General features: G+C 73.9%; 23 protein-coding genes. 17 read left to right on the top strand and 6 right to left on the bottom strand.

Annotated elements, in window-relative coordinates; translation table 11 throughout:
• Positions 1–39 precede the first annotated feature (39 nt).
• From JXZ78_RS33225 to JXZ78_RS33265, 9 genes are all read left to right on the top strand, one after another.
• The gene (locus tag JXZ78_RS33225; protein ID WP_030019434.1) at positions 40–2,268 is read left to right on the top strand and encodes a tetratricopeptide repeat protein; all 2,229 of its coding nucleotides are present in this window, start codon (positions 40–42) and stop codon (positions 2,266–2,268) included.
• A gap of 157 nt (positions 2,269–2,425) precedes the next feature.
• Positions 2,426–3,550, top strand: a complete 1,125-nt coding sequence (gene ald / locus JXZ78_RS33230; RefSeq protein WP_238783533.1) for an alanine dehydrogenase — start codon at positions 2,426–2,428, stop codon at positions 3,548–3,550.
• A gap of 489 nt (positions 3,551–4,039) precedes the next feature.
• A complete protein-coding gene (locus tag JXZ78_RS33235) occupies positions 4,040–5,056 on the top strand; it encodes a ParA family protein (protein ID WP_030019435.1) in 1,017 nt (338 codons plus the stop codon).
• Positions 5,053–5,622 carry a hypothetical protein gene (locus JXZ78_RS33240; protein WP_030019436.1) on the top strand — a complete coding sequence of 190 codons (570 nt, stop codon included), beginning with the start codon at positions 5,053–5,055 and terminating at the stop codon, positions 5,620–5,622. Before JXZ78_RS33235 ends, JXZ78_RS33240 begins: the two co-directional genes overlap by 4 nt.
• A gap of 598 nt (positions 5,623–6,220) precedes the next feature.
• Positions 6,221–7,096, top strand: a complete 876-nt coding sequence (locus tag JXZ78_RS33245) for a segregation and condensation protein A (RefSeq protein WP_030019437.1) — start codon at positions 6,221–6,223, stop codon at positions 7,094–7,096.
• Between the two features lie 5 nt (positions 7,097–7,101).
• Positions 7,102–7,755 (top strand): SMC-Scp complex subunit ScpB, encoded by a 654-nt coding sequence (gene scpB, locus JXZ78_RS33250; RefSeq protein ID WP_033037440.1) that lies wholly within the window; start codon positions 7,102–7,104, stop codon positions 7,753–7,755.
• On the top strand, positions 7,755–8,957 hold the full coding sequence (locus JXZ78_RS33255; RefSeq protein ID WP_030019439.1) for a pseudouridine synthase: 1,203 nt from the start codon (positions 7,755–7,757) through the stop codon (positions 8,955–8,957). The genes scpB and JXZ78_RS33255 overlap by 1 nt, the downstream gene beginning before the upstream one ends.
• An 86-nt stretch (positions 8,958–9,043) precedes the next feature.
• Entirely contained in the window at positions 9,044–10,054 is a 1,011-nt protein-coding gene (locus tag JXZ78_RS33260) for an ADP-ribosylglycohydrolase family protein (protein WP_030019440.1), read from the top strand.
• A complete protein-coding gene (locus tag JXZ78_RS33265) occupies positions 10,047–10,832 on the top strand; it encodes a nucleotidyltransferase domain-containing protein (protein ID WP_030019441.1) in 786 nt (261 codons plus the stop codon). The genes JXZ78_RS33260 and JXZ78_RS33265 overlap by 8 nt, the downstream gene beginning before the upstream one ends.
• On the opposite strand, the gene JXZ78_RS33270 is transcribed toward JXZ78_RS33265, so the two are convergent.
• Positions 10,785–11,513 carry a nucleotidyltransferase domain-containing protein gene (locus tag JXZ78_RS33270; protein WP_030019442.1) on the bottom strand — a complete coding sequence of 243 codons (729 nt, stop codon included), beginning with the start codon at positions 11,511–11,513 and terminating at the stop codon, positions 10,785–10,787. The genes JXZ78_RS33265 and JXZ78_RS33270 overlap by 48 nt on opposite strands.
• 141 nt (positions 11,514–11,654) lie before the next feature.
• On the opposite strand from JXZ78_RS33270, the gene JXZ78_RS33275 reads away from it, so the two are divergent.
• The 6 genes from JXZ78_RS33275 to der all read left to right on the top strand — a co-directional run bounded on the left by JXZ78_RS33275 (position 11,655) and on the right by der (position 16,875).
• A complete protein-coding gene (locus JXZ78_RS33275; protein WP_033037441.1) occupies positions 11,655–12,146 on the top strand; it encodes a YidB family protein in 492 nt (163 codons plus the stop codon).
• Positions 12,147–12,347: 201 nt separating this feature from the next.
• Positions 12,348–12,710, top strand: a complete 363-nt coding sequence (aroH, locus tag JXZ78_RS33280) for a chorismate mutase (protein WP_030019444.1) — start codon at positions 12,348–12,350, stop codon at positions 12,708–12,710.
• Complete coding sequence (locus JXZ78_RS33285; RefSeq protein WP_030019445.1) at positions 12,707–13,792, top strand: prephenate dehydrogenase; 1,086 nt, start codon at positions 12,707–12,709, stop codon at positions 13,790–13,792. The genes aroH and JXZ78_RS33285 overlap by 4 nt, the downstream gene beginning before the upstream one ends.
• A gap of 159 nt (positions 13,793–13,951) precedes the next feature.
• Positions 13,952–14,665: a (d)CMP kinase gene (gene cmk, locus JXZ78_RS33290; protein WP_030019446.1), complete on the top strand. Its 714-nt coding sequence runs from the start codon at positions 13,952–13,954 to the stop codon at positions 14,663–14,665.
• 89 nt (positions 14,666–14,754) lie between these two features.
• On the top strand, positions 14,755–15,342 hold the full coding sequence (locus JXZ78_RS33295; protein ID WP_238783539.1) for a lysophospholipid acyltransferase family protein: 588 nt from the start codon (positions 14,755–14,757) through the stop codon (positions 15,340–15,342).
• Between the two features lie 72 nt (positions 15,343–15,414).
• Positions 15,415–16,875 (top strand): ribosome biogenesis GTPase Der, encoded by a 1,461-nt coding sequence (gene der, locus JXZ78_RS33300; RefSeq protein ID WP_030019448.1) that lies wholly within the window; start codon positions 15,415–15,417, stop codon positions 16,873–16,875.
• A 110-nt stretch (positions 16,876–16,985) separates the two neighbouring features.
• On the opposite strand, the gene JXZ78_RS33305 is transcribed toward der, so the two are convergent.
• Both JXZ78_RS33305 and JXZ78_RS33310 read right to left on the bottom strand, forming a co-directional pair.
• The gene (locus JXZ78_RS33305; RefSeq protein ID WP_030019449.1) at positions 16,986–17,384 is read right to left on the bottom strand and encodes a hypothetical protein; all 399 of its coding nucleotides are present in this window, start codon (positions 17,382–17,384) and stop codon (positions 16,986–16,988) included.
• Between the two features lie 198 nt (positions 17,385–17,582).
• Positions 17,583–18,404 carry a DUF8842 C-terminal domain-containing protein gene (locus JXZ78_RS33310; protein ID WP_030019450.1) on the bottom strand — a complete coding sequence of 274 codons (822 nt, stop codon included), beginning with the start codon at positions 18,402–18,404 and terminating at the stop codon, positions 17,583–17,585.
• 594 nt (positions 18,405–18,998) lie between these two features.
• Here JXZ78_RS33310 and JXZ78_RS33315 point away from each other — a divergent pair.
• On the top strand, positions 18,999–19,661 hold the full coding sequence (locus JXZ78_RS33315; RefSeq protein ID WP_030019451.1) for a LysM peptidoglycan-binding domain-containing protein: 663 nt from the start codon (positions 18,999–19,001) through the stop codon (positions 19,659–19,661).
• A gap of 162 nt (positions 19,662–19,823) precedes the next feature.
• Complete coding sequence (locus JXZ78_RS33320) at positions 19,824–20,291, top strand: transglycosylase family protein (protein ID WP_308281070.1); 468 nt, start codon at positions 19,824–19,826, stop codon at positions 20,289–20,291.
• On the opposite strand, the gene JXZ78_RS33325 is transcribed toward JXZ78_RS33320, so the two are convergent.
• The 3 genes from JXZ78_RS33325 to JXZ78_RS33335 form a co-directional block, all read right to left on the bottom strand.
• The gene (locus JXZ78_RS33325) at positions 20,260–20,958 is read right to left on the bottom strand and encodes an ATP-binding cassette domain-containing protein (protein WP_030019453.1); all 699 of its coding nucleotides are present in this window, start codon (positions 20,956–20,958) and stop codon (positions 20,260–20,262) included. The genes JXZ78_RS33320 and JXZ78_RS33325 overlap by 32 nt on opposite strands.
• A 115-nt stretch (positions 20,959–21,073) precedes the next feature.
• The gene (locus JXZ78_RS33330) at positions 21,074–23,776 is read right to left on the bottom strand and encodes an ABC transporter permease subunit (protein WP_238783534.1); all 2,703 of its coding nucleotides are present in this window, start codon (positions 23,774–23,776) and stop codon (positions 21,074–21,076) included.
• A complete protein-coding gene (locus JXZ78_RS33335; RefSeq protein ID WP_033037443.1) occupies positions 23,773–24,243 on the bottom strand; it encodes a hypothetical protein in 471 nt (156 codons plus the stop codon). The genes JXZ78_RS33330 and JXZ78_RS33335 overlap by 4 nt, the downstream gene beginning before the upstream one ends.
• Positions 24,244–24,295: the final 52 nt, after the last annotated feature.

Below are 24,295 nucleotides of genomic sequence, written 5' to 3' on the forward strand. Positions count from 1 at the left end.
CGACGGGCTCGTAAGCGCAGGTGGACGGGAGCGTGACCCGTGGCGGATCAGGCGGTGGGCGGGGGACACGTCCCGCCGGGGAAGGCGGGCGGGCCCGCGACGGCGGCACGGCAGCGGCCGGGACCGGACCCGGACGGCACGGCCGCGGAGTCCGCCGGCGACCGCGCCGCTCCCGGCCGGGACTTGGCCGGGAGCACCGCCGCGGCCGGACCGGGCCGCCGCAGGCCCCCCGCCCGCCGGACCGTCCCGCCCGCCGCCACCGCGGCCGGCGGCTTCATCGGCCGCCGCCGCGAACTGAAGTCCCTGCGCGCCGACATCGCCCGTACGGGCCTGGACACCCTCTCCGGCCGCCGGGGCGCCCGCAGCCGCGTCCTGCTGATCGCCGGGCGCCCCGGCTCCGGCCGCAGCGCCCTCGCCGCCGAACTCGCCCGGCAACTCGCCGACGACTACCCCGACGGCGTACTGCGCGCCACCCTGCGCACCCCGGGCGGCGGCCCCGTACCCCTCGACCTCGTCGCCCGCGACCTGCTCACCGCCCTCGGCGCCCCGGTCAAGCCCGGCGCCGCCGAGGACGAGCTGACCGAGGCGCTGCGCGCCGCCCTCGCCGAACGCCGCGCCCTGCTCCTGCTGGACGACGCGGCCGGTGCCGAGCAGGTCGAACCGCTGCTGCCGGACGCCGCCGGCTGCCTCGTCGTCGCCGTCTCCGAAGGCCCGCTCACCGGCATCACGGACGTACGGCCCTGCACCCTGGGCGGCCTGGACAACGCGTCCGCCGTCGAACTGCTCAGCCGGTACGCCGGGCCCACCCGCATCACCGTGGACCCGCGCTCCGCGGACGCCGTCGCCGAGGAGTGCGGCGGCCGGCCCGCCGCGCTCGTCCTGGTGGGCGGCTGGCTCGCCGGGCACCCCAAGAATTCCGTCGCCGACCTCCTCCAGGCGCTGCGGGACGTACCCGAGCAGGCCGACGAGCCGGCCGGCGGCCGCCCCATGGACCGCGCCTTCCGGCTCGTCTACGCCACCCTGCCGCCGGTAGCCGCCCGCACCCTGCGGCTGCTCACCCTCGCCCCTGCCGGACTGGTGGACGCGCACATCGCCTCCGCCCTGGCCGGCTGCTCGGTGGCCGCGGCCGAGGCGGCGCTCCAGGATTTCGCCGCCCGGGGGCTGCTGCGGCCGGTGGAGGACGTGGAGCCGCAGCCGTCCGGGCCCGGGGCCCCGGCCGCCGGGAGCGCCGGCCTCCAGGCGCAGTACCGGATGCCCGGCTGCCTGGTGCAGCTCGTCCGCGCCGCGCTGCACGAGAAGGAACGGCCCGCCGAGATCCAGCTCGCCCGGGCCCGGATGCTGGAACGCACCGTACGGCTGCTCCAGTCCTGCCGGGCGCTCGGCGAACCCGCCGGGTCACCGGCCCGGCAGAAGGTGGCCGGACTGCCGCGCTCGCTGCGCTTCGCGTCCGCCGCCTCCGCCGCCGCCTGGCTGCGCAGCCGCCGGCCCGCTCTTCTGGAGGCGGCCCGGATCGCCGTCGAGGAGGGCGAGCTGGACACCCTGGACCGGCGCCTGATGGCCGCGATCGTCCGCACCCTGATCGCCCACCAGGGTGCCGAGGCCGCCGCGCCCGACCTCTACGGGCTGCACGGACTGGTCCTGGAGGTCGCCGAACGGCGCGGCCTGGCCCGGGAGCGGGCCGCGGCGCTGCTCAACCTCGGCGACCTGGACGCGCAGGCCGGGCGGACCGCCGACGCGATGGCCCGCTACCGGGGCGCGCTGACCGCGGCACGCGAGGTCAGGGACCCCATCGCGACGGTACGCGCGCTGGAGTCGCTGGGCGGTACGTACACGGAGCTGGGGGACTGGCAGCGGGCCGCCGACTGGTACGGGCGGGCGCTGGAACTGCGGATGACCCGCGGCGAGAACGCGGACGGGGCCCGGCTGCACGGCCGGATCGGCGCGGTGCTGACGTACGCGGCGCGGTGGGGCGAGGCCCTCAAGGAGTGGCGGGCCGCCTACGGGGCGTACCGGAGGCTGGGCGACGTGGCGGGCCAGGCGCGCGCGCTCGGCGAGGCGGCGCGGGTGCAGGAGTACGCGGGCCGCCCCGAGGAGTCGCTGCGGACCTGCACCGCGGCCCTCTCCCTGGCCGCCGAGGCCAAGGACGGACGGCTGGAGGCGGCGCTCCAGCTGCGGATCGCGGACACCCTCGACCGGCTCGGCGACCCGGCAGCCGCAAGGCTGCACCGGGGTCTGGGGGAACGTCTCCTCTCAGATCACCCACAGTGACCTACGAAATCGGTGGTGTTCCTCTCAGTAACAGATGCTTTGCAAGGCTAGACAACTCGGAATCCTTAAATAGACTGGCCGGGCCGCGGACACCGCGGTCAGTCCTGGCATGCCTGGCATGCATGGATTACCTCCTGCAAGCTCTCTTACAAGGACCGTGATCGACGTGAAGGTCGGCATCCCCCGCGAGGTCAAGAACAACGAGTTCCGGGTGGCGATCACGCCCGCCGGTGTGCACGAGCTGGTCCGCCACGGCCACCAGGTCGTCATCGAGAAGGACGCCGGCCTCGGCTCGGCCATCCCGAACGAGGAGTACGTCTCGGCCGGCGCCGAGATCCTCGACACCGCCGACGAGGTCTGGGCCGCCGCGGACCTGCTGCTGAAGGTCAAGGAGCCGATCGCGGAGGAGTACCACCGCCTCCGCAAGGACCAGACCCTCTTCACCTACCTGCACCTGGCCGCCTCCCGCGAGTGCACCGACGCCCTCCTGGAGTCCGGCACCACCGCCATCGCCTACGAGACGGTGGAGACCCCGGGCCGCCAGCTGCCGCTGCTCGCCCCGATGTCCGAGGTCGCGGGCCGTATCGCCCCGCAGGTCGGCGCCTACCACCTGATGCGCCAGGCCGGCGGCCGCGGCGTGCTGCCGGGCGGCGTGCCGGGCGTGGCCGCGGGCAAGGCCGTCGTCATCGGCGGCGGCGTCTCCGGCTGGAACGCCGTGCAGATCGCCGTGGGCCTCGGCTTCCACGTCACCCTGCTCGACAAGGACATCAACAAGCTGCGCGAGGCGGACCGGATCTTCGGCACCAAGGTGCAGACGATCGTCTCCAACGCCTACGAGCTGGAGAAGGCCGTCGTCGAGGCCGACCTCGTCGTCGGCGCGGTCCTCATCCCGGGCGCCAAGGCCCCGAAGCTGGTCACCAACGAGCTGGTCGCCAAGATGAAGCCCGGAAGTGTCCTTGTCGACATCGCGATCGACCAGGGCGGCTGCTTCGAGGACTCGAAGCCCACCACCCACGCCGAGCCGACCTTCCAGGTCCACAACTCGGTCTTTTACTGCGTGGCCAACATGCCGGGCGCGGTGCCCAGCACCTCCACCTACGCCCTGACCAACGCCACGCTGCCCTACATCGTGTCGCTGGCGAACAACGGCTGGGTCGAGGCGCTGCGCCGCGACGCCGCCCTGGCCAAGGGCCTGAACACGCACGACGGCAAGGTCGTCTACGGTCCGGTCGCCGAGGCGCACGGCCTGGAGGCCACCGACCTGGCGGCGCTTCTCGGCTGAGGCGTCAATAGCGCGCGTCAATGACGCACTGCCGGCCGGGCCTTGTCCACAAGGCCCGGCCGTGGCCGTTCGCCGACACGCCGCACGCCCGGCGCGGCACGAGCAGACCCCAACTCGCCGAGAACGTAACCCTTTAACCGATTCGCACACCCTCGAAACCTCGGGCTTGTGCGGCTTGCACCCTTGACATCGGCATGTTCGATTGCCGACACATCGGGCCGGGTCCGGCGGATTGTGTTGCTGCGAACGCCCGACACGCCATAGAGTCGCCAACCGTCGGCATAGTGCCACGCTGACCTATCGATAAGTTTCCTGGTCACATCCAAGGAGGTAAGACGACTTGTGAATGAGTCGACATTTACTCCCGGAGGTGGTCGACCAGGAGCGGTTGCACGGGGCCAGGGTCCCTCGGGGCTCCAGGCTGTCGGCTCCGTCGCTGTCCACACCTTCGCGACCCGACAGAGCCCCACGACGACAGCCCACCAGAGCATGGACGGCCATCACGTGAACGCCATGGCCGGCGACCGGGGCGGCTCAGATCCCACCCGGCTCGCCGACTACGACGACCTGCCCGAGGGGCACTTCTACGACCCGGACGCGGAGTACGAACCGGACCCCGAATACGCGGCCACGCTCGCGCCGGACGCCGCCCGTCAGCGCCGCGAACGTGTCGGCCCCACCGGGCGCCCCCTTCCCTACTTCCCGATCCCAGGACCGTTGACGGACCACGGCCCCGCCAAAATCATCGCGATGTGCAACCAGAAGGGCGGGGTGGGAAAGACCACCTCGACCATCAACCTGGGTGCCGCGCTCGCCGAATACGGCCGACGGGTGCTGCTCGTCGACTTCGACCCGCAGGGCGCGCTGTCCGTCGGGCTCGGAGTCAACCCGATGGAACTGGACCTGACGGTCTACAACCTGCTCATGGAGCGGGGCATGTCGGCCGACGAGGTGCTGCTGAAGACCGCGGTCCCCAACATGGACCTGCTGCCCAGCAATATCGATTTGTCAGCCGCCGAGGTCCAGCTGGTCAGCGAGGTCGCGCGCGAGTCGACGCTCCAGCGCGCGCTGAAGCCGCTGATGGCCGACTACGACTACATCGTCATCGACTGCCAGCCCTCCCTCGGCCTGCTCACCGTCAACGCGCTGACGGCGGCTCACAAGGTCATCGTCCCGCTGGAGTGCGAATTCTTCGCGCTGCGCGGTGTGGCGTTGCTCACCGAGACGATCGAGAAGGTCCAGGAACGGCTCAACCCCGACCTGGAACTCGACGGCATCCTGGCGACGATGTACGACTCGCGGACCGTACACAGCCGTGAGGTGCTCGCGCGCGTCGTCGAAGCGTTTGACGACCACGTCTACCACACCGTCATCGGCCGTACCGTGCGCTTCCCCGAGACCACCGTCGCGGGTGAGCCGATCACCACGTACGCGTCCAACTCCGTCGGTGCCGCCGCCTACCGTCAGCTGGCCAGGGAGGTGCTCGCCCGGTGTCACGCCGAGTGAGTCTGCCCGGAGCCGACGAATTGTTCCGCACGACCGGGGGGTCGGGGCTGCAGTCCCCGGCGCCCCGCAAGCCGAACGGGGTCCCGCCGGGCGGTGGGGAGACGGCGCGGGTCCCCGCTCCCGGTGGCGAGCCGGAACCGGGGTCGGCGCTTGGCGAGGAAACGACCCCGCGCCAGCGTCGGGCCGAGCCGGATGCGGAGGGTTCGGCGGTCGAGCACGGAGGTCGTGGCGCGGAGGCGGATGCCCCGAAGGGGCGCCGCCGGCAGGACACGGAGTCCGCGGCGCCGCAGCCGGCCACGGGCCAGCAGGCCGCTTCCTCGCGCCGCCGGGGGCGCGGGGCGAATCGGCGGCCGAGCGGCCGCGAGCGGCACGACGAGAAGATCACGGTCTATGTGTCCGCCGAGGAACTGATGGATCTGGAGCACGCACGGCTGGTTCTCCGTGGGGAGCACGGGCTCGCGGTCGATCGTGGGCGGATCGTTCGCGAGGCGGTGGCGGTGGTGCTGGCGGATCTGGAGTCGCGTGGGGATGCGAGTATTTTGGTGCGGCGGTTGCGGGGCCGCTGACGCGGCGGTGCATCGGGGTTCTCTGCGCTGCGCGCTTCGCGCGGTGGTGTTGTGTTGACGTGTGGCTCGCATTGCTTGCGTTGGGGGGCGGGGGCGCGCAGGGGGCCAACTCCTCGGCACCGTGTACGTCACCCAGGGTTGGTTGGTGAACGAGGGCTCCCGGCTGCCTGCGGGGATGGCCCCCTACACGCCCCCTCCGGCCGGATTGGCGAGCCGAGGTCGGTGGGGGGAGTTTTTCGATCACCCGGGTGCCCGCCCTCCTGGTGGTGAGGCGCACGAGGTGGATGGCGGTAAGGCGGCTGTGCTGGCTTGGCCGTGCGCCATGGGCTCGGGCATGGCCTGGCTTGGCCTGTGAAGTCCCCAGCCCGATCGCTCGGGATAGTCGCCGGACGGCCAGGGCTCGGGGTCGCGCAGGGGTCTCCCCGCAGGCAGTCCGCACGCTGGCCGGAGGCTGGGGGAGAGTGACCCCGGAGTGGCCCCGAGTCCCCCACCACCGGACCTATCGCGCAAGACGCGCACCCACCAGGCGCGCCTTGAATTTCGGCCGCCTACCGGGCGGCTACGCTTGGGTGCTCCGTCACCCCTTCCCTGGATCACGATGCTCACGACCGAAGACCATGTTCCGTCCGTCGAGGACGGTGAGGGCGCTGTGGTCGGGGACGGGAAGTTCACCGTTCGGCTGGAGAACTTCGAGGGGCCTTTCGATCTGCTGCTTCAGCTGATCTCCAAGCACAAGATGGACGTCACCGAGGTCGCGCTGTCCAAGGTGACGGACGAGTTCATGGCGTACATCCGGGCCATGGGGCCGGACTGGGACCTGGACCAGACCACCGAGTTCCTGGTCGTGGCGGCGACGCTGCTCGATCTGAAGGCGGCGCGGCTGCTGCCGGTGGCCGACGTGGAGGACGAGGCGGATCTCGCGCTGCTGGAGGCGCGTGACCTGTTGTTCGCGCGGCTGCTGCAGTATCGCGCGTACAAGCGCATCGCGGACATCTTCAGCGAGCGGCTGGAGGACGAGGGGCGCCGTTACCCCCGTACGGTCGGTCTGGAGCCGCAGTACGCGGAGCTGCTGCCCGAGGTCGCCATCAGCATCGGTGCCGAGGGGTTCGCGCGGCTCGCGGTGAAGGCGATGCAGCCCAAGGCGCGGCCGCAGGTGTACGTGGACCACATTCACGCGCCGCTGGTCAGCGTCAGGGAGCAGGCGGAGGTGCTGGTGGCGCGGTTGCGTGCGGTGGGGGAGGCCGGATTCGCCGAGCTGGCCGCGGACGCGCCGGACACGCTCACCGTCGTCGCGCGCTTCCTGGCGCTGCTGGAGCTGTACCGGGAGCGGGTGGTGGAGCTGGACCAGGAGCAGGCGCTGGGGGCGCTGACGGTCCGGTGGACGGGCGGGACGGAGGCCGAGCCGGTCGTTACGGACGAGTTCGACCGGGAACCCGGGCCGGAGGCCCCAACGGGTGAGGAGGATGCGGGGTGAGTGACGTGGAGGTGGCGCCCGGGGATGCGCAGGACGCCCCGGTAGGGGCGCTCGGTGTCGGGGAGCTGGAGTTGCGGCCCGCGCTGGAGGCGGTGCTGATGGTCGTGGACGAGCCCGCGACCGAGGAACACCTGGCCAGGGTGCTGGAGCGGCCCCGGCGGGAGGTGGCGCTGGCGCTGCGGGAGCTGTCGGAGGAGTACGCGCGGCAGGGGCGCGGGTTCGACCTGCGGCTGGTGGCCGGGGGGTGGCGGTTCTACACCCGTCCGGCGTACGCGGACGCCGTGGAGAGCTTCGTGCTGGACGGCCAGCAGGCGCGGCTGACGCAGGCCGCCTTGGAGACTCTGGCGGTGGTCGCGTACCGTCAGCCGGTCAGCCGTTCCCGGGTCTCGGCCGTTCGCGGGGTGAACTGTGACGGTGTGATGCGCACCCTTCTCCAGCGCGGTCTGGTGGAGGAGACGGGGACGGAACCTGAAACAGGTGCGATCCTGTACAGGACGACGAACTACTTTCTGGAGCGGATGGGCCTGCGTGGCCTGGACGAGCTCCCGGAGCTCGCTCCCTTCCTCCCGGAGGCGGAGGCGGTCGAGGGCGATTCCCGGGAAGGTGTTCCGTCGTTCGACGTAGACGACAGCGGCGACGACTCTCAGACGGATCATTGATGCGAAGCAGCGGCAGGAACAACAGGGACACCGGTAGGGGCAACTACCGGGGTGCGGGCAACAAGAAGGACGAGAAGCAGCAGCGCGCCGGCCGGCCCCGTCCCGAGGAGCGCCGCTACGACGTGGGCGAGGGCGGTCCGGGCCGTGGTGACGGCGGCGGCCGGGGCGGTTCCGGCGGCCGTGGCGGCCAGAGCGGCGGCCAGGGTGGCCGTGGCGGCTCCGGCGGCTCCGGCGGCCGTGGCGGTGCTCCGGACCGGGGCGACGAGCGCAGGGGCCGCGGCGCGGCCGCCCGCGGCGGCGCCAAGGGTGGTCCCCGTACCAGCCCGAAGAGCGGCGGCAAGCCCGGTGGCAAGGGCCCGCAGCAGCGTGGCCGGGGGCAGGCCCCGGCGCGGCCGCGTGAGTACGACGCGCAGGTGGAGGAGCGCAACCGCGCCCGCCACAGCAAGCCGCAGATCAAGACGCCGAAGACCTTCGGTGACCAGGAGGGCGAGCGCCTGCAGAAGGTGCTGGCCCGTGCGGGCATGGGCTCGCGCCGGGCGTGCGAGGAGCTGATCGACCAGGCGCGGGTCGAGGTCAACGGGCAGATCGTCATGGAGCAGGGCGTCCGCGTCGACCCGGACAAGGACGAGGTCAAGGTGGACGGCCTGACGGTCGCCACGCAGTCGTACCTCTTCTTCGCGCTGAACAAGCCGGCCGGCGTCGTCTCGACCATGGAGGACCCGGACGGGCGCCAGTGCCTGGGCGACTACGTGACCAACCGCGAGACGCGGCTGTTCCACGTGGGCCGGCTGGACACCGAGACCGAGGGCATCATCCTGCTCACCAACCACGGCGAGCTGGCCCACCGGCTGACCCACCCGCGGTACGGCGTGACGAAGACCTACCTGGCCGCGATCCAGGGCCCGCTCCCGCGCGACCTGGGCAAGCAGCTCAAGGACGGCATCCAGCTGGAGGACGGCTACGCGCGCGCCGACCACTTCCGGGTGGTGGAGAACACCGGCAAGAACTACCTGGTCGAGGTGACCCTGCACGAGGGCCGCAAGCACATCGTGCGCCGGATGCTGGCCGAGGCGGGCTTCCCGGTGGACAAGCTGGTGCGGACGGCGTTCGGGCCGATCGCGCTGGGCGACCAGAAGTCGGGCTGGCTGCGGCGGATGACCAACACCGAGGTCGGCATGCTGATGCGTGAGGTCGAGCTGTAAGCATCGGGTGCAGGGCACCGCGTGCCTTGTCAGACGGTGGAACCACCCCTTATTGTCACTGTGACGATTAAGGGGTGGTTCTTTTCATGGCGTCCGCCGCGACCGGATCGCTCATCGGGCTGGCGCTCGGTGACGCGCTCGGGTACCCGACCGAGTTCCAGGATGTCCGCGCGATCGAGGCCGCGTACGGCCCGTGGCGGGGGCTGGGGCTGCCTGACCCCGCCTACGTCACCGACGACACGCAGATGACGATCGCGCTCGGGCGCGGCCTGCGCACCGCCATGGCGGCCGCGAGCGGCGGCCTGGACGCCGCGGGCCTGGTTCCGCCGGTCCGGCGCACCTACGTCGAGTGGTGGCGCTCCCCGGACAACAACCGGGCGCCCGGCAATACCTGCCTCACGGCCTGCCACCTGCTCAGCGACGGCGCGCGCCCGTGGACCGAGGCCAGCCGTACCGGCTCCAAGGGGTGCGGCGCGAACATGCGGGTGGCGCCCGTGGGGCTGGTGCCGGGGCTGAGCCGGGAGCAGCGTTCCGGGGCGGCGCAGCTCCAGTCCGCGTTGACGCACGGGCATCCGACCGCACTCGCCGCCAGCGACCTGACCGCGTACGCCGTGCACCTGCTCGCCCAGGGCGCCCAGCCGGACGAGCTGACCGGGCTGCTGCGCTCGTACGCGGTCGAGAGCCGTGGCGTGTACAGGGATGACTGGCTCGGCGAGCTGTGGCGGTACGCCCAGGACCCGTCTCCGGAGCACTTCGTCGCGCGCGGCTGGGACGACTGCCTCGGCGTGCTGGACCGGCTGGACGCGGCGCTGCGCGCGCCCGACCCGGAGGCCGACCCGTGCCTGGCCACCGGCGCCGGCTGGATCGCCGAGGAGGCGCTCGCCACCGGCCTGCTGTGCTTCCTGCTCTTCCCTGAAGAGCCGCTGACCGCGCTGCGCCGGGCCGCCTGCTCCTCCGGCGACTCCGACTCGATCGCCTGCCTCGCCGGCGCCTTCGCCGGTGCCCACCTGGGCGCCGGGGCGTGGCCCGAGGAGTGGGCGGGCCGGATCGAGTACCGCGACGAGCTGCTGGCGCTGGGGGAGGCGTGGGATGCGTAGTGCTGTCCTGGAGGCGGCCGGGCTGCCGGAGATCGACCTGGGGATGGTGACGGCGGGGGAGGGGGACCCGCTGGTCTTCGCGACGGTTTCCGGCGCGCACCTCTACGGGTTTCCCTCCCGCGACTCGGACGTGGACCTGCGCGGCGCGCATCTGCTGCCGGCTGCCGCGCTGGTCGGACTGCGGGAGCCGGACGAGACGCGGTCCTGGATGGCGGACCGGGACGGCGTCGAGGTCGATCTCGTCACGCACGACCTGCGCAAGTTCGCACGGCTGCTGCTGCGGCGCAACGGCTATGTACTGGAACAGCTGCTCTCACCGCTGGTGGTGCGGACGAGCGCGGTGCACGAGGAACTGGTGGCGCTGGCGCCCGCCGTCCTCACCCACCATCACGCCCACCACTACCGGGGCTTCGCGAACACGCAGTGGCGCCTCTTCGAGAAGACCGGCGAGCTGAAGCCGCTGCTCTACACGTTGCGGGTGCTGCTGACCGGCATTCACCTGATGGGCAGTGGTGAGGTGCAGGCGCATCTGCCCACGCTGACCGGGCTGGTGGCGGCGCCTTCGTACGTAACCGAGCTGATCGAGGCGAAGGCCGCGGCGGAGCACGGGTCCGCCGCCGGACTGGTGGACGTGGAGCGGCTGCGGGCCGATGTGGCGGAGCTGCACGGCCGGCTGGACGCGGCGCAGGCCGCCTCCGTGCTGCCGGACGCCCCCGGCGGGTACGACGCGCTACACGACCTCGTCGTACGGGCCCGCCTCGGCGTAGCGCAGCGCTGAGACACGCCGGGCGCGGAACAGGAAGTCCTCGACGCGGCGGCGGTCGGGCTCCGGCGGCAGCGGTGAGCCGGACCCGGCCGCCGCGGCCTGTTCGGTCAGTACGGTCATCCGGCGCTCGACCTCGGCCCAGGGCACCTCGCCGCGCCGGACGGCGAGCAGTTCCTCGCGCGCCTCGCCGACGTCCAGCGTCAGGACGCCCGTACGCAGCAGGTCACGGGCGGAACGCAGCAGCCGCAGCAGGTGCATCGCGTGCTTCCAGCGGGGCGCGCCGTGCTGCCGTACGTCCGCCTCCAGCTTCTTGAGCTGGCCGGCCGCGTAACCGGTGAAGGTGCGGTGCACATGGCGGGAGAGGAAGGCGCCGCGCAGCGCGAGGAGTTCGCGGCCGGTGGCGTCGGCGTGTTCGACGAGAGGGGAGTGCAGGCACTCCAGGATGTTCGGGTTGGCGCTCAGCGCCAGTGCGCAGAAGCGCTCCAACTCCCAGGAGAACTCCTCCTCGCGCGGCCCGTCCACATGCGTCGGCGGCTTCTCGAAACGCCAGAACAGCGGGGTGGGCGCGAGGTAGACCCCGCGCCGGTCGGTGTCGCTGGCGCCGGTGGCCAGCCCGAAGGCGCGCGAGCCCATGACGCAGGCGTAGACGGTGTGTCCGGTGACCAGGGCGTGGCCTGCGGCGGAGGTCGGCATGAGGGGGATTGTGGCTGGTGGGAGAGGTGCGTGCCACCCGGTTTCGGGTGGCGGAAACCCGGCGTGTCGGTACGTTGGAATGACGTCACGCGTCGCGCGGGCCTCATCGACACTGCCGGTATCTCGCGGAAGGGCACGGACATGACGGGATCACCAGACCTCGGGAGACCGACGGGCGGACTGCCCGGTGGCGGCCAGGGCGGCGCGGCGGGAAACCTCGTCGGATCGCTGCTCGGAGCGCTCGGCGGGACCGGCCCCGGCGGGCACGGCGGCCCCGGCCTTGGCACCGGACCCGGCCCCGGTGGCCATGGCGGCGGCATACAGGCCGTGCTCGGCAAGCTCCTCCAAGGCGAGCTGGGGCGGCAGGCGCACTCCTGGGTGGGACGCGGCGCCAACGAACCGGTCACCCCCGAGCAGGTCGCCCAGGCGCTGCCGGGCGAGACCCTGCGGCGGATCGCCGAGGAGCACGGCGTCAGCACCCAGGAGGCGGCCCAGCAGCTCGCGCACACGCTGCCGCAGACCGTGGACCGGCTGACCCCCGACGGCCGGATACCGCAGGATCCGGCGTTGCAGGACCTCGTCGCCCGCCGGCACCGGATCGCCGGACGGCCCCGGACCGCCGGGCGGGGTTAGCCCTCACTGCACCTGTCCTGCACAGCGCCTCGGCGTCCTGTAGCTGCCGGTCCCTGTCTCGTACCCGGCCGGTCCCTGTCTCGCGGACCGGCTGGCGTCGTGTTCGGGTGCCGGACCTGGCTAGGCTTGCGGGGAAAAGAACCGGTGGCCGGTGCGGAGCGCCGCCGGGCGTCGTGGACGGATGTTCAGGGGAGCGGAAACGTGGCGGTACGAGCGGTACGCGGGGCCGTGCAACTGGAGCGGGACGAGGCCGGACACCTGCACGAGCAGGTGTCCGCGCTGCTGACGGCCGTCCTGGAGCGCAACGCCCTGGCCCCGGACGACCTGATCAGTGTGTGGTTCACCGCCACCCCCGACCTGCACAGCGACTTCCCCGCGGTCGCCGCGCGGCAGCTGGGCATCACCGACGTCCCGCTGATCTGCGCGCAGGAGCTGGACATCGCCGGTGCCATGCCGCGCGTGGTGCGTGTCCTCGCGCACGTCGAGACCGACCGCAGCAAGGCCGAGGTGCAGCACGTCTACCTCGGTGCCGCCGGGGCCCTGCGGAAGGACATCGCCCAGTGAGGACCGCGCTCGTCGTCGGCACCGGCCTGATCGGCACGTCCGTCGCCCTCGCGCTGCACGGCCGCGGCGTCCAGGTGTACCTGGCCGACCACGACCCGGACCAGGCCGAGACCGCCGCCGCGCTCGGCGCCGGCACCGCCGCGGAGCCGCCCGGGCCGGTCGACCTGGCCGTGGTGGCCGTACCGCCCGCCCACGTCGCGCCGACGCTGGCCGCGCTGATCCGGCGCGGCGCCGCCCGCGCCTATCTCGACGTCGCCAGCGTCAAGGGCGGTCCGCGCCGCGAGCTGGAGGCGATGGGCTGCGACCTGACGGCGTACCTCGGTACCCACCCGATGGCGGGCAAGGAGCGTTCCGGGCCGCTGGCCGCGACCGCCGACCTCTTCGAGGGGCGGCCCTGGGTCCTGACCCCCGCCGAGGGCGGCGACACCGAGGTGCTCAACCTGGCGCTGGAGCTGGTCGCGCTGTGCCGCGCGGTGCCCGTCGTCATGGAGGCGGAGGCCCACGACCGGGCCGTGGCCCTGGTCTCGCACACGCCCCAGCTGGTCTCCAGCCTGGTCGCCGCCCGCCTCCAGGGCGCGGACGAGACCGCCGTACGGCTGTGCGGCCAGGGGATCAGGGACGTGACGCGGATCGCCGGGTCCGCGCCCCGGATGTGGATGGACATCCTCGCCGCCAACCCGGGGCCGGTCGCCGACGTGCTCAGCGAGGTCTCGGCCGACCTGGAGCAGACCGTACGGGCGCTTCGCGCGTTGCAGGCGGCCGACGAGGACAAGCGTGCCGAGGGCGCGCGCGGCGTCGAGGACGTGCTGCTGCGCGGCAACGCGGGCCGCGAGCGGGTGCCGGGCAAGCACGGCGCCGCCCCGGCCGCGTACGAGATCGTCGCGGTGCACATCGGTGACCAGCCGGGCGAGCTGGCCCGTATCTTCTCGGACGCCGGGCGGGCCGCGGTCAACATCGAGGACGTCCGCATCGAGCACGCCACCGGCCAGCAGGCGGGCTTCATCCAGCTCATGGTCGAGCCGCAGGCGGCGCCGATACTGATGGCGGAGCTGCGCGAGCGGGGCTGGTCGATCCGGCAGTAGCCGGGGCCGGTGCCCGGGGCGGGGAGCGGGCCCGCGGGCCGGACCCGCGGGCCGGGGCGTACGGGCTGCACGGGGCGCCGCTGCTTGCCAGTAACCTTGTGCGGGGCCCCGTGCGGTGGCCCCCGTCCCGCCCCGTGATCGAGGAAGGTGCCCGACACCGTGGAAACCCCCGCCCGGACCGCCCCGGCTGCAGTGATTGTCGCCATCGACGGCCCCGCAGGCACGGGCAAGTCCAGCACCTCCAAGGCCGTCGCCGCCAAGCTGGGGCTCGGCTACCTGGACACCGGTGCCCAGTACCGCGCGATCACCTGGTGGATGCTGAGCAACGGCGTCGACGTGCACGACACCGTGGCCGTGGCGGACGCCTCGGCCAAGCCCGTGATCGTCTCCGGCACCGACCCGGCCGCCCCGACGATCACCGTGGACGGCCTGGACGCCGCCGGTCCGATCCGTACCCAGGAGGTCACCTCGGCCGTCAGCGCCGTCAGCGCCGTCCCCGAGGTACGGACCCGGATCACCGAGCTCCAGCGGGAGATCGCCGCCGGCGCCCCGGAGGGCATCGTCGTCGAGGGCCGGGACATCGGCAGCACGGTGCTGCCCGACGCCGACCTGAAGATCTTCCTCACCGCGTCGCCGGAGGCCCGCGCGGCCCGCCGCAGCGGTGAGCTGACCGGCAAGGAGGCCGCCGACCTGGCGGCCACCCGCGAGGCCCTGGTCAAGCGGGACGCGGCCGACTCCAGCCGCAAGACCTCGCCGCTGGCCAAGGCGGCCGACGCGGTCGAGGTGGACACCACCGACCTCACGCTGGAGCAGGTCATCGAGTGCGTGGTCACCCTGACCGAGGCGGCGATGGCCGCGAAGGCGGCGCGGTGAGGCGGAGCGGCGAGGCGGCTGACGCGGCCGGCGGCCGACTGCCCAGCGCGAGCGGCGCCGCCGTCGGCCGGCGGATCGGCATCGGCCTGATGTACGGGCTGTGGAAGCCGCGGGTGCTGGGCGCCTGGCGGGTTCCGTCCGCCGGGCCGGTGATCCTCGCGGTCAACCACGCGCACGGCCTGGACGGCCCGATGCTGATGGGCACCGCGCCGCGGCCGGTGCACTTCCTGATCAAGAAGGAAGCGTTCGTCGGCCCGCTGGACCCGTTCCTGCGCGGTATCGGCCAGCTGAAGGTGGACCGCTCCGGCACCGACCGTAAGGCCGTCACCGACGCGCTGGCCGTGCTGGCGAACGACGGCGTGCTGGGGATCTTCCCCGAGGGCACCCGGGGCGAGGGCGACTTCGCCTCGCTGCGCGCGGGCCTGGCGTACTTCGCGGTGCGCTCCGGCGCGCCCGTGGTGCCGGTGGCTGTGCTGGGCAGCGCGGAGCGCCGGAGCCGGGCGATAAAGGCGGTGCCGCCGCTGCGCAGCCGGGTCGACGTGGTCTTCGGCGACGCCTTCGCGGCGGGGGACGGCAGCGGCCGGCGCACCCGTACGGCGCTGGACGCGGCGACGACGCGCATCCAGGAGCGGCTGACCGCTCACCTTGCCCAGGCCAGGCGCCTGACCGGGCACTGAACGAGACTTGAACGGCGGCCCGCGGACGAGCGGGTGACCGTTACCGATGACGGAGAACGAGGAACGGACTTCATGAACGACCAGACCCCCACCGGCGACGAGCACGGTGCGCTTGGTGACGCCGAGTACACGGAGTTCATGGAGCTCGCCGCCCAGGAGGGCTTCGACCTGGAGGAGGTCGAGGGCGACATCGCCGCGGCCGGGCACGGCCCGCTGCCCGTCCTCGCCGTCGTCGGCCGCCCCAATGTCGGTAAGTCGACCCTGGTGAACCGTATGATCGGCCGCCGCGAGGCGGTCGTCGAGGACAAGCCGGGCGTCACCCGCGACCGGGTCACCTACGAGGCCGACTGGAACGGCCGCCGCTTCAAGGTCGTCGACACCGGCGGCTGGGAGCAGGACGTGCTCGGCATCGACGCGTCCGTGGCCGCCCAGGCCGAGTTCGCGATCGAGGCCGCCGACGCGGTGGTCTTCGTGGTGGACGCCAAGGTCGGCGCCACCGACACCGACGAGGCCGTCGTCAAGCTGCTGCGCCGGGCCGGCAAGCCCGTCGTGCTGGTCGCCAACAAGGTGGACGGCCCGTCCGGCGAGGCGGACGCCGCCATGCTGTGGTCGCTGGGCCTCGGCGAGCCGCACCCGGTCTCCGCGCTGCACGGCCGCGGCACCGGCGACATGCTGGACGCCGCCCTCGACGCGCTGCCCGAGGCGCCCGAGCAGTCCTTCGGCACCCCGCTCGGCGGGCCGCGCCGGATCGCGCTGATCGGCCGTCCGAACGTCGGCAAGTCCTCGCTGCTGAACAAGGTCGCGGGCGAGGAGCGGGTGGTCGTCAACGAGATCGCCGGCACCACCCGCGACCCGGTCGACGAGCTGATCGAGCTGGGCGGCAAGACCTGGAAGTTCGTGGACACCGCGGGCATCCGCAAGCGCGTCCACCTCCAGGAGGGCGCCGACTACTACGCCTCGCTGCGCACCGCGGCCGCCGTGGAGAAGGCCGAGGTCGCGGTCGTCCTGATCGACGCGAGCGAGTCCATCAGCGTCCAGGACCAGCGGATCATCACGATGGCCGTGGAGGCGGGCCGCGCGCTGGTCATCGCGTACAACAAGTGGGACCAGCTGGACGAGGAGCGCCGCTTCTACCTGGAGCGGGAGATCGAGCGGGACCTCGTGCAGATCCCGTGGGCGATGCGGGTCAACGTCTCGGCGCGCACCGGCCGCCACATGGAGAAGCTGGTCCCGGCGATCGAGACCGCGCTGGACGGCTGGGAGACCCGCGTCCCCACCGGCCGGCTGAACGCCTTCCTCGGTGAGATCGTCGCCTCCCACCCGCACCCGATCCGGGGCGGCAAGCAGCCGCGCATCCTCTTCGGTACGCAGGCGGGCACCAAGCCGCCGCGCTTCGTGCTCTTCGCCTCCGGCTTCCTGGAGGCGGGCTACCGCCGCTTCGTCGAGCGCCGGCTGCGCGAGGAGTTCGGCTTCGAGGGGACGCCGATCCACATCTCCGTACGGGTGCGTGAGAAGCGCAGCAAGAAGAAGTAGCAGCGAGAAGAGCAGCCGTCGGCGCGACGGCGAAACGGTGGCGGGGCGGCTCCTGGGGGCCGCCCCGCCACCGTTTTCGTGCGCGGGGGACGTACGGGCGTACGGGCCGCTCAGTGACCGTGCGGGCGGTACTCGCGGGGGGCCGGCGGCAGCGCCGGGGGGAAGTGGCCCCGGTGGTGGCCGCCCGCGTGGTGCGGATGGCCGTGGAAGGACTGGCGGGAGACCGGCTCCCAGTGGCCGGACGACGGGAGGTGGCCGGTCGCGGTGGTCGTACGGCCCCAGATGCTCCGCATCGCCTCGGCGCTCAGCCCTTCCTCGCCGCTCCGGTCCCCCGGCAGCGCCCGGAAGGACCGGCGGTACTCGGCGTAGAGCGCGTCGAAGATCGGCGTGGCCGAGGCGGGGGCGGCGTGCGGGGCCGTCATGGTCGCCGTGGTCGCGTCGTGCGACGGGCGCATACCGGGGATCTGGTAGGGATACGGGACGCGGGAGGAGGGGTCGTATGGGTGCACGTCTGTGCCAACGACCCGGATGCTCCCGGGATGCGGGCTCTGCGAAGAATCGGCTGATCGGAGGGGAGCGCGACCGGCTCACGCCCGGCTCTCGGCGCTTCCGTACGGCGGCGCCCCGGTCCGCTTCCGTATGGCGGTGCCCCGGCCCCGCCCTGTGCGGGGGCGGAGCCGGGGCGCCGGAAGAGGGGAGTGCGCGGGTCAGGTGCCGGCCAGCGGCATGGAGGCGGCCACCAGCCTGCTCTCCGCCGCCGCCTTCTCCATGGCCTCGCGCATCAGGTCCTCCCGCGGCTGGTGGCCGACGGCGCCGACCGGCGCCGCGTACACCAGGACGGTCCGGGCCTTGGCGGCGGCGGTGCGCCAGCCGTCCGAGACGGGCAGGGGCTGGTGCGCCTGCCACCACGAGCTGGGCTGGCCGCCGTCGCTGCCCGGCTGGAGGATGGCGTGCAGCTGCCCGGCGGCCAGCAGTACCGACCAGCCCGGGTTGGGGACGGGCAGTACGGACATGTCGGTCACCGTGGCGAAGCCGTGCTCCAGGAGCAGCGGGAGGAACGCGTCGCCCGGCTCGGTGGAGCCGGGGCGGGCGATGGGCCCGGCGGGCTCGACGACCAGCGCCGGCCGCAGGTCGTTCTCGACCAGGACCAGGCCGCAGGTGACACCGAGTGTCGCCTGCCGGTGCTCGCCGGGGAGGGCGGCGAAGGGGGTGGCGGGCGGCGGCGCCGCGGGCGGTTCGGCGGCCCGGCCGTCCTCGCCGGTGATGGAGCGCACGGCGCCCTGGAGCTGTTCCTCGGAGACCGGTACGACCTGCGAGGGGATGCACGACGCGTGGGCGAAGGCGAGTACCGCGGTCTCCTCGCCCACGAACAGGACGGTGCTGGTGCGCTCCTGCTCGCTGTCGCCGGGGGTGCGGCAGGAGGTGCAGTCGTAGTTGCCGGGGGCGTTGCCACCGGCCAGCAGGCGGTCGGCTTCTTCGTCACCGATCTCGGCGCGAACGTCGTCACTGACGTCGAGCATGCGCGGCACGGATGGCTCCTCGATCGTTGCGCGGGCTGCCGGGCGGTGCCCGGCTCGTACCAGGACAACGGGCGATCTGTGGCAGGAGTCACGCGCGGCGGGGTACCGGATCGAACCGTTCGAAGCGGAGCGTGAGCTGCGGACCGGAACCGCTCACTCCCTGCCAACCCGTGTCGGCAGCACGGAAGTTGGGAGGGTGAGGTGGGTCACAGATCGCCGGGCGGTCCGGGTGACAAATGCGGAAATCGAGCAATCAAGTGGGTGGCCGGTTTTGGCTGATACCTCCGGTAACCGCCGACTGGTCAGGCAGGACGGCGCCACGGTTGATAACCGTGCGTGAGCCTCCCTACATTCTCCGGCCGTGTGCACCGAGCACCACCCGGGGACGCCCGCCGTCCGCATCCGCCGGCCCGCACCACGGCCGGTACGCCACGCGACACACGGCTCACGAGCCGGATCGCGTGGCACCGGATGCACCGCACGCAGCACCACCGAGCAGGACCGGCACCACCCCGCGGCGGGCGGGGTGCCGCGGACCGCGGACGCACGATGCGCCCGCACCGCGTCACCAGGGGGACTCCCGGGGTCGTGGAGAGGGATTCCATGCCTTTCTCGAAGGGCGTCATACGCCGTGACATCGCCGCGCTCGCCGGGGCGGCCCTGGTGGCCCCGCTCGCGCTGGTGGCCGCCACCGCCGGACCGGCGCAGGCGGCGGACGGCGGAGTGTGGGACCGCATCGCCCGCTGCGAGAGCGGCGGCAACTGGCAGATCAACACCGGCAACGGCTTCTCGGGCGGCCTGCAGTTCACCCACAGCACCTGGCGCGCGTACGGCGGCACGGCGTACGCGCCGACGGCCGCCGGGGCCAGCCGCGCCCAGCAGATCGCCGTGGCCTCCCGGGTCCAGGCGTCGCAGGGCTGGGGCGCCTGGCCGACCTGCGCCGCACGGGCCGGGGCGTACGGGAGCGCACCCAAGGCACCGAAGGCGTTCCGCTCCGGCCAGAGCAGCGGCAAGCGGCATGTGCACAAGGACGTCCGCCGGGACGTGGGCGCCAAGATCGGCAAGAAGGCGCGCGGCACCGGGGGACACGCCGACCGCGGCCGGGCGCGGGCCGGCACCGGCGGGTACACGGTGCGGCAGGGCGACACGCTCAGCCGGATCGCCGCCGCGCACAACGTGAGCTGGCAGCGGCTGTACGCCGCCAACCGGGGCGTCGTCGGCGGTGACCCGAACCTGATCGTCCCGGGGCAGCGGCTCTCGCTCTGAGCCACGGGGCCGCCGCGCGGCACGCACGGGCCGCGGAACGGCCCGCGGCCCCGGCGCCCGTACTCCGAACGCCCCACCCGGCCGTCCACCGACCGGGTGGGGCGTCGCGCCGTCCGGGCGCGGCGGCGCGCGGATACGCGCGGCCCTGTTTAGCGTGATCCGATGTCCCATTCTTTTCGGGCGCTGATGCCCAAGCGTCTCGCGAGAACCGGCCGCCGCAGAGCGGTCGTCCTGTCCCTCGTCCCGGCTGTCGTCCTGCTGTTCATGCCCGGCGGCGCGCAAGCGCGGGACATCGCGCACCACCTGCCGTCCTCGGCGGGCTGCTCCTCCGGCAGGCCGTGGAACTGCATCGCCGAGTGCGAGAGCGGCGGTGACTGGCGCAAGAACACCGGCAACGCGTTCTACGGCGGGCTGCAGTTCCGGCAGTCGACCTGGAAGCAGTACGGCGGTCTGGCCTACGCGCCGCGCGCCGACCTCGCCACCCGTAAGGAGCAGATCGCCGTCGCCGAACGCGTGCGGCGCACGCAGGGCTGGTCGGCCTGGCCGTACTGCGCCAAGCGGTACGGGCTCGGCAAGCGGGACCGGGCGATGCCCGGGCTCACGGACTGGGCGGTGACACCGGACCGGTGAGCCCGGGGAAGCGGGCCGCCTCGGCCGGTTCGCCGGCGAAGGCGACGGTGCCGCGCCGCAGGACGTACGCGACCGTGGCGGCGCGGCGCAGGGCGGGCGGCAGTGTCTGCTCGGCGACGAGGACGGTGCGCCCGGCGGCCGCGAGGTCGCCGAGCAGCGCGTACGTGCGTGCGGTGGCGGCCGGAGACATGCCCTGGGTCGGTTCGTCCAGGAGGAGCAGCCGGGCGGTCCCGGCCAGCGCGCGCGCCACGGCGAGCATCCGCTGCTCGCCGCCGGAGAGGGTGCCCGCGCGGCGGCCGAGCAGCGCGCGCAGCTGCGGGTAGGCCTCCAGGGCCGGGCCGACGCCACCGCCCGGCGCGGCCAGTTCCAGCTGCTCGCCGACGGAGAGCGAGCCGAACACGGCGCCGCGGTCGGGTACCAGGGTCAGCCCGCGGCGCGCGCGGGCGTGTGCGGGCAGCCGGGTGATGTCCGTACCGCGCCACATCACCCGTCCGGCGGAGAGCGGCACGGTGCCCGCGAGCGCGCGCAGGACCGTGGTGCGGCCGGAACCGTTGCGCCCGAGGAGTACGGTGACGCGGGCGCCGGGCACGGCGAGGTCGATGCCGTGCAGGGCCTCCAGGGAGCCGTAGCGGACGCGGGCCGCGTACAGGGCCGTCTCGATGGTCATGCTGTCGCCGCTGTCGCCGCTGTCGCCGCTGTCGCCGCTGTCGCCGCTGTCGCTGCGGTCGGTGTCGTCGCAGTCCCGGGCCGCCGCGGCCGGCTCCCTGTCCGCTCCGGCCCGTTCACGGCCGCGGCTCCGCCAGGACGCGGCGGGCGGGCCCCCGCGTCACGATCCGGCCCGCCGCCATCGCGTAGACCGTGTCGGCCAGCCCGGCGACCAGGTCGAGGTCGTGCTCGACGACGAGCAGGGCCGTGCCGTCCGCCGCGACGGCGCGCAGCACACCGGCGAGCGCGGCCACCTCGGCGCTGTCCAGGCCCGCGGCGGGCTCGTCCAGCAGCAGGGTGCGCGGGCGGCCGGCGAGGGCGCGCGCCAGTTCGACGCGGCGCAGGGTGCCGGTGTCCAGCCCGGCGACGGGCGCGGCGCGCAGCGGTCCGTCGAGGGAGAGCAGGCCCAGCGCGCGGCCGGTGGCGGCGGCCGGGTCCGGTACGCCGCTCTGCTCGGCGCCGACCCGGACGTTCTCGGCCACGGTCATCCCCTCGAACACGGCGAGCTGCTGGAAGGTCCGGGCCAGCCCGAGGCGGGCCCGGACGTGCGCGGGGCGGTGGGTGATGTCCGTCCCGTCGAGCAGCACCCGGCCCGCTGCGGGGCGCAGGGTGCCGCACAGACAGTGGAACAGGGTGCTCTTGCCCGCCCCGTTGGGCCCGATGAGCGCGGTGATGCGGCCCGGCGCCACGGTCAGGTCGACGCCGTCCAGGACGGTGAAGCCGTCGTAACGGGCGTGGAGGGAGCGGGCGGTGAGGCGGCCGGAGGGGGTGAGGCGGCCGGAGGGGGTGGGGCGTTTGACAGTGGAGGGGGAGGAGGGAAGCACTGGTGCGGGAGGTGGCTCTGGGGTGTGGGACGCGGGCGCTTGCGCGGCGGCGGGGTGGCGGGACTCGGGAATGCCGCCCGGTGCCACCTTCGCCCGTATCCGCGCCCCCAGGGGAGTCAGCCGTGGCTCCGGCGCCCCGGACAGGCGGACGACGGCCTCGCGCAGGGCGGTGTACGGGCCGTTCGGCAGCCGCCCGGCTAGTACGGCGAGCACACCGATCACCGCGGCCGCCGCGCCGCCTCCGGCCCCCGAGTCCAGGCCGACCAGCAGGACCGCCGCGGCGAGCGCCGCCAGCAGGCTGTCGGCGCCCAGCACGAGGACGGCCGCGAACCACAGCAGGCCGCGCACCGGGTCGTAGGACGCCGGGTCGAAGGCGCGCAGTGCCATGCCGAGCATCCCGCCGCCCAGGGCGGCCAGCGCGGCGCCCACCGTGAAGGCCGCCAGTTTCAGGGCCGGTACGGGTACACCGGCAGCTGCCGCCCCCGGCTCGTGGTCGCGCATCGCGGCCAGCGCGCGCCCGGTCCGGCCGCGGCGCAGTGCCGCCACCCCGAGCAGCGCGAGGCCGAGCAGGGCCAGTTCGAGTACGTAGTACGCGCGGTCGCCGGTGAAACCGGCGGGGCGGTCGAGGGAGAGCCCGGCGGTGGCGTACGGCTGGGCGAAGACGAACCGGCTGACGGCGACCCCGAAGGCGAGGGTGGCCAGGGCCGTGGCGAGGCCGTGCCGCCGCAGCGCGGGCCAGCCGGTGAGCAGGCCGAGCGGTGCGGTCAGCAGGACGGCCAGCAGCAGGGCGGTCAGTCCGGGGACGGCCGGCAGGCCCGGGAAGCGGCCTGCCGCGAGCAGTGCGGTGAACAGGGCGCCCAGCCCGGCGTACGCGGCCTGCCCCAGGGAGATCTGGCCGCCGCGCCCGGTGACGACCACCAAGGAGAGCAGCACCACGGCGAGCGCCGGAACCTGTACGGAGGTGCGCAGGTCGCCGTACGCGAACCCCAGGGGCAGCAGGAAGAGGATGCCGCAGACCAGCCAGGCGCGGCCGTCGTGGTCGGGCAGCCGGACGGTGCGCAGGCCCGGTGCCGTGCCGTGAGGCGCGTCCGGCAGGGCGCGGGGGACGCCGAGGCCGCGCAGGGCCAGGGCGGCGGCCAGCAGGGCCACGACGAACAGGTTGGCGCCGACGGCCTGGACGAGGGGCTCCAGACTGCCGCCCGGGTGCAGCCGGGTGAGCTGGCTCTGCGCGACGCCGATCGCCAGGGCCACGGCCACCGCCACCGGCAGGCTGCGCAGCCCGGCCGCCACCGCGACGGCCATCACCTCCATGACGAGCAGCGGCAGCCCGTACGGGTCCAGGCGCAGCAGCGGGGCCAGCAGCACGCCCGTCAGCCCGGCGGTGAAGGACCCGAAGGCCCAGCCGGCGGCGGCGACCCGGTCGGCGTCGATGCCGCTGAGGACGGCGAGCGGCCGGTTGTCGACGACGGCGCGCAGTTCCCGGCCGAAGCGGGTCCGGCGGGTGACGACGGTGACCCCGGCGGCCAGGGTGACGGCCGTGCCGAGCTGCACCCAGGGGTCGTCCGGCAGCAGCGCGGGCGCGTCCGCGCGCGCTCCCGGCCCCCACAGCAGTCCCGCGGCGCCGACCAGCAGGACGAAGACGCCCAGGGAGGCGACCAGGGTGCGGGCCGGACCCGTACCGCGTACGGACAGCGGGCGGAAGACGGCGCGGTCCAGCGCCAGTCCGATGCCGGGCGCGACGAGGAGGAGGGTGACGGCGGCGCCGAGCGGCAGCGGCCAGTTCCAGCCGACCACCAGCTGCCGCAGGACGTAGGCGCACACCATGGCGACGGCGCCGTGCGCGAAGTTCAGCACGCCGGTGGCCCGGTAGGTGACGATCAGTCCGATGCCGGTGAGCGCGGCGGCGCTGCCCACCGCGAGCCCGGCCAGGGTGAGGTCGTACGAGAGCGAGCTCACCGTTCCGGGCCGGGGCGCGGGGCGTCCGGCTCGCAGACGGGGCAGGGCGCCGGAAGGGGCGCGTCCGCTTCCGGCGGTCCGCTTCCGGCGGGGCGGGCGTCCGGGCGCCCGGCCACGAGCGGGCAGCCGGGCCGGTGCAGGAGCGTTCCGCCGGGCACGGTGAGGGACGGGCCGGCCTCCGCGTCGCGCCCCGCTCGCGTGGCTGCGTCGTCACCCGCCGCCGACGCGCTCCCGCCGGCCGCCCGCTCCCCGCCGTCCGCCGCCGTACCCTGCGCCCCGTACGTCACCAGCAGCGCGTACAACTCCTCGACGCGCGCCGACGCCAGGCCCTGATCGCCCCGCGCCACCAGCACGGCACCCGCGACGATCAGGGCGGCGCCCGGGATCGTGCAGGAGGCCAGGAACGGGATCTGGCGCTCGGCGAACCGCTCGCCGGAGACGCCGTACCAGCCCGCCGCGCACAGCACCGCCCCGCCCGCCAGCGCCGCCCAGCCGCTCCACGGGGCCAGGCGCGCCCCG

The organism is Streptomyces monomycini, from assembly GCF_022271435.1.
GTDB lineage: Bacteria > Actinomycetota > Actinomycetes > Streptomycetales > Streptomycetaceae > Streptomyces > Streptomyces monomycini.

What these genes read in the sequence shown, in the direction of transcription:
- der (WP_030019448.1), top strand. Translation starts at nt 15,415, where the DNA reads ATGAACGACCAGACCCCCACCGGCGACGAGCACGGTGCGCTTGGTGAC.
- JXZ78_RS33325 (WP_030019453.1), bottom strand. Translation starts at nt 20,958, where the DNA reads ATGACCATCGAGACGGCCCTGTACGCGGCCCGCGTCCGCTACGGCTCC.
- JXZ78_RS33315 (WP_030019451.1), top strand. Translation starts at nt 18,999, where the DNA reads ATGCCTTTCTCGAAGGGCGTCATACGCCGTGACATCGCCGCGCTCGCC.
- JXZ78_RS33270 (WP_030019442.1), bottom strand. Translation starts at nt 11,513, where the DNA reads ATGCCGACCTCCGCCGCAGGCCACGCCCTGGTCACCGGACACACCGTC.
- JXZ78_RS33260 (WP_030019440.1), top strand. Translation starts at nt 9,044, where the DNA reads ATGGCGTCCGCCGCGACCGGATCGCTCATCGGGCTGGCGCTCGGTGAC.
- JXZ78_RS33255 (WP_030019439.1), top strand. Translation starts at nt 7,755, where the DNA reads ATGCGAAGCAGCGGCAGGAACAACAGGGACACCGGTAGGGGCAACTAC.
- JXZ78_RS33320 (WP_308281070.1), top strand. Translation starts at nt 19,824, where the DNA reads ATGTCCCATTCTTTTCGGGCGCTGATGCCCAAGCGTCTCGCGAGAACC.
- JXZ78_RS33295 (WP_238783539.1), top strand. Translation starts at nt 14,755, where the DNA reads ATGTACGGGCTGTGGAAGCCGCGGGTGCTGGGCGCCTGGCGGGTTCCG.
- JXZ78_RS33235 (WP_030019435.1), top strand. Translation starts at nt 4,040, where the DNA reads ATGGACGGCCATCACGTGAACGCCATGGCCGGCGACCGGGGCGGCTCA.
- JXZ78_RS33265 (WP_030019441.1), top strand. Translation starts at nt 10,047, where the DNA reads ATGCGTAGTGCTGTCCTGGAGGCGGCCGGGCTGCCGGAGATCGACCTG.
- JXZ78_RS33245 (WP_030019437.1), top strand. Translation starts at nt 6,221, where the DNA reads ATGCTCACGACCGAAGACCATGTTCCGTCCGTCGAGGACGGTGAGGGC.
- JXZ78_RS33275 (WP_033037441.1), top strand. Translation starts at nt 11,655, where the DNA reads ATGACGGGATCACCAGACCTCGGGAGACCGACGGGCGGACTGCCCGGT.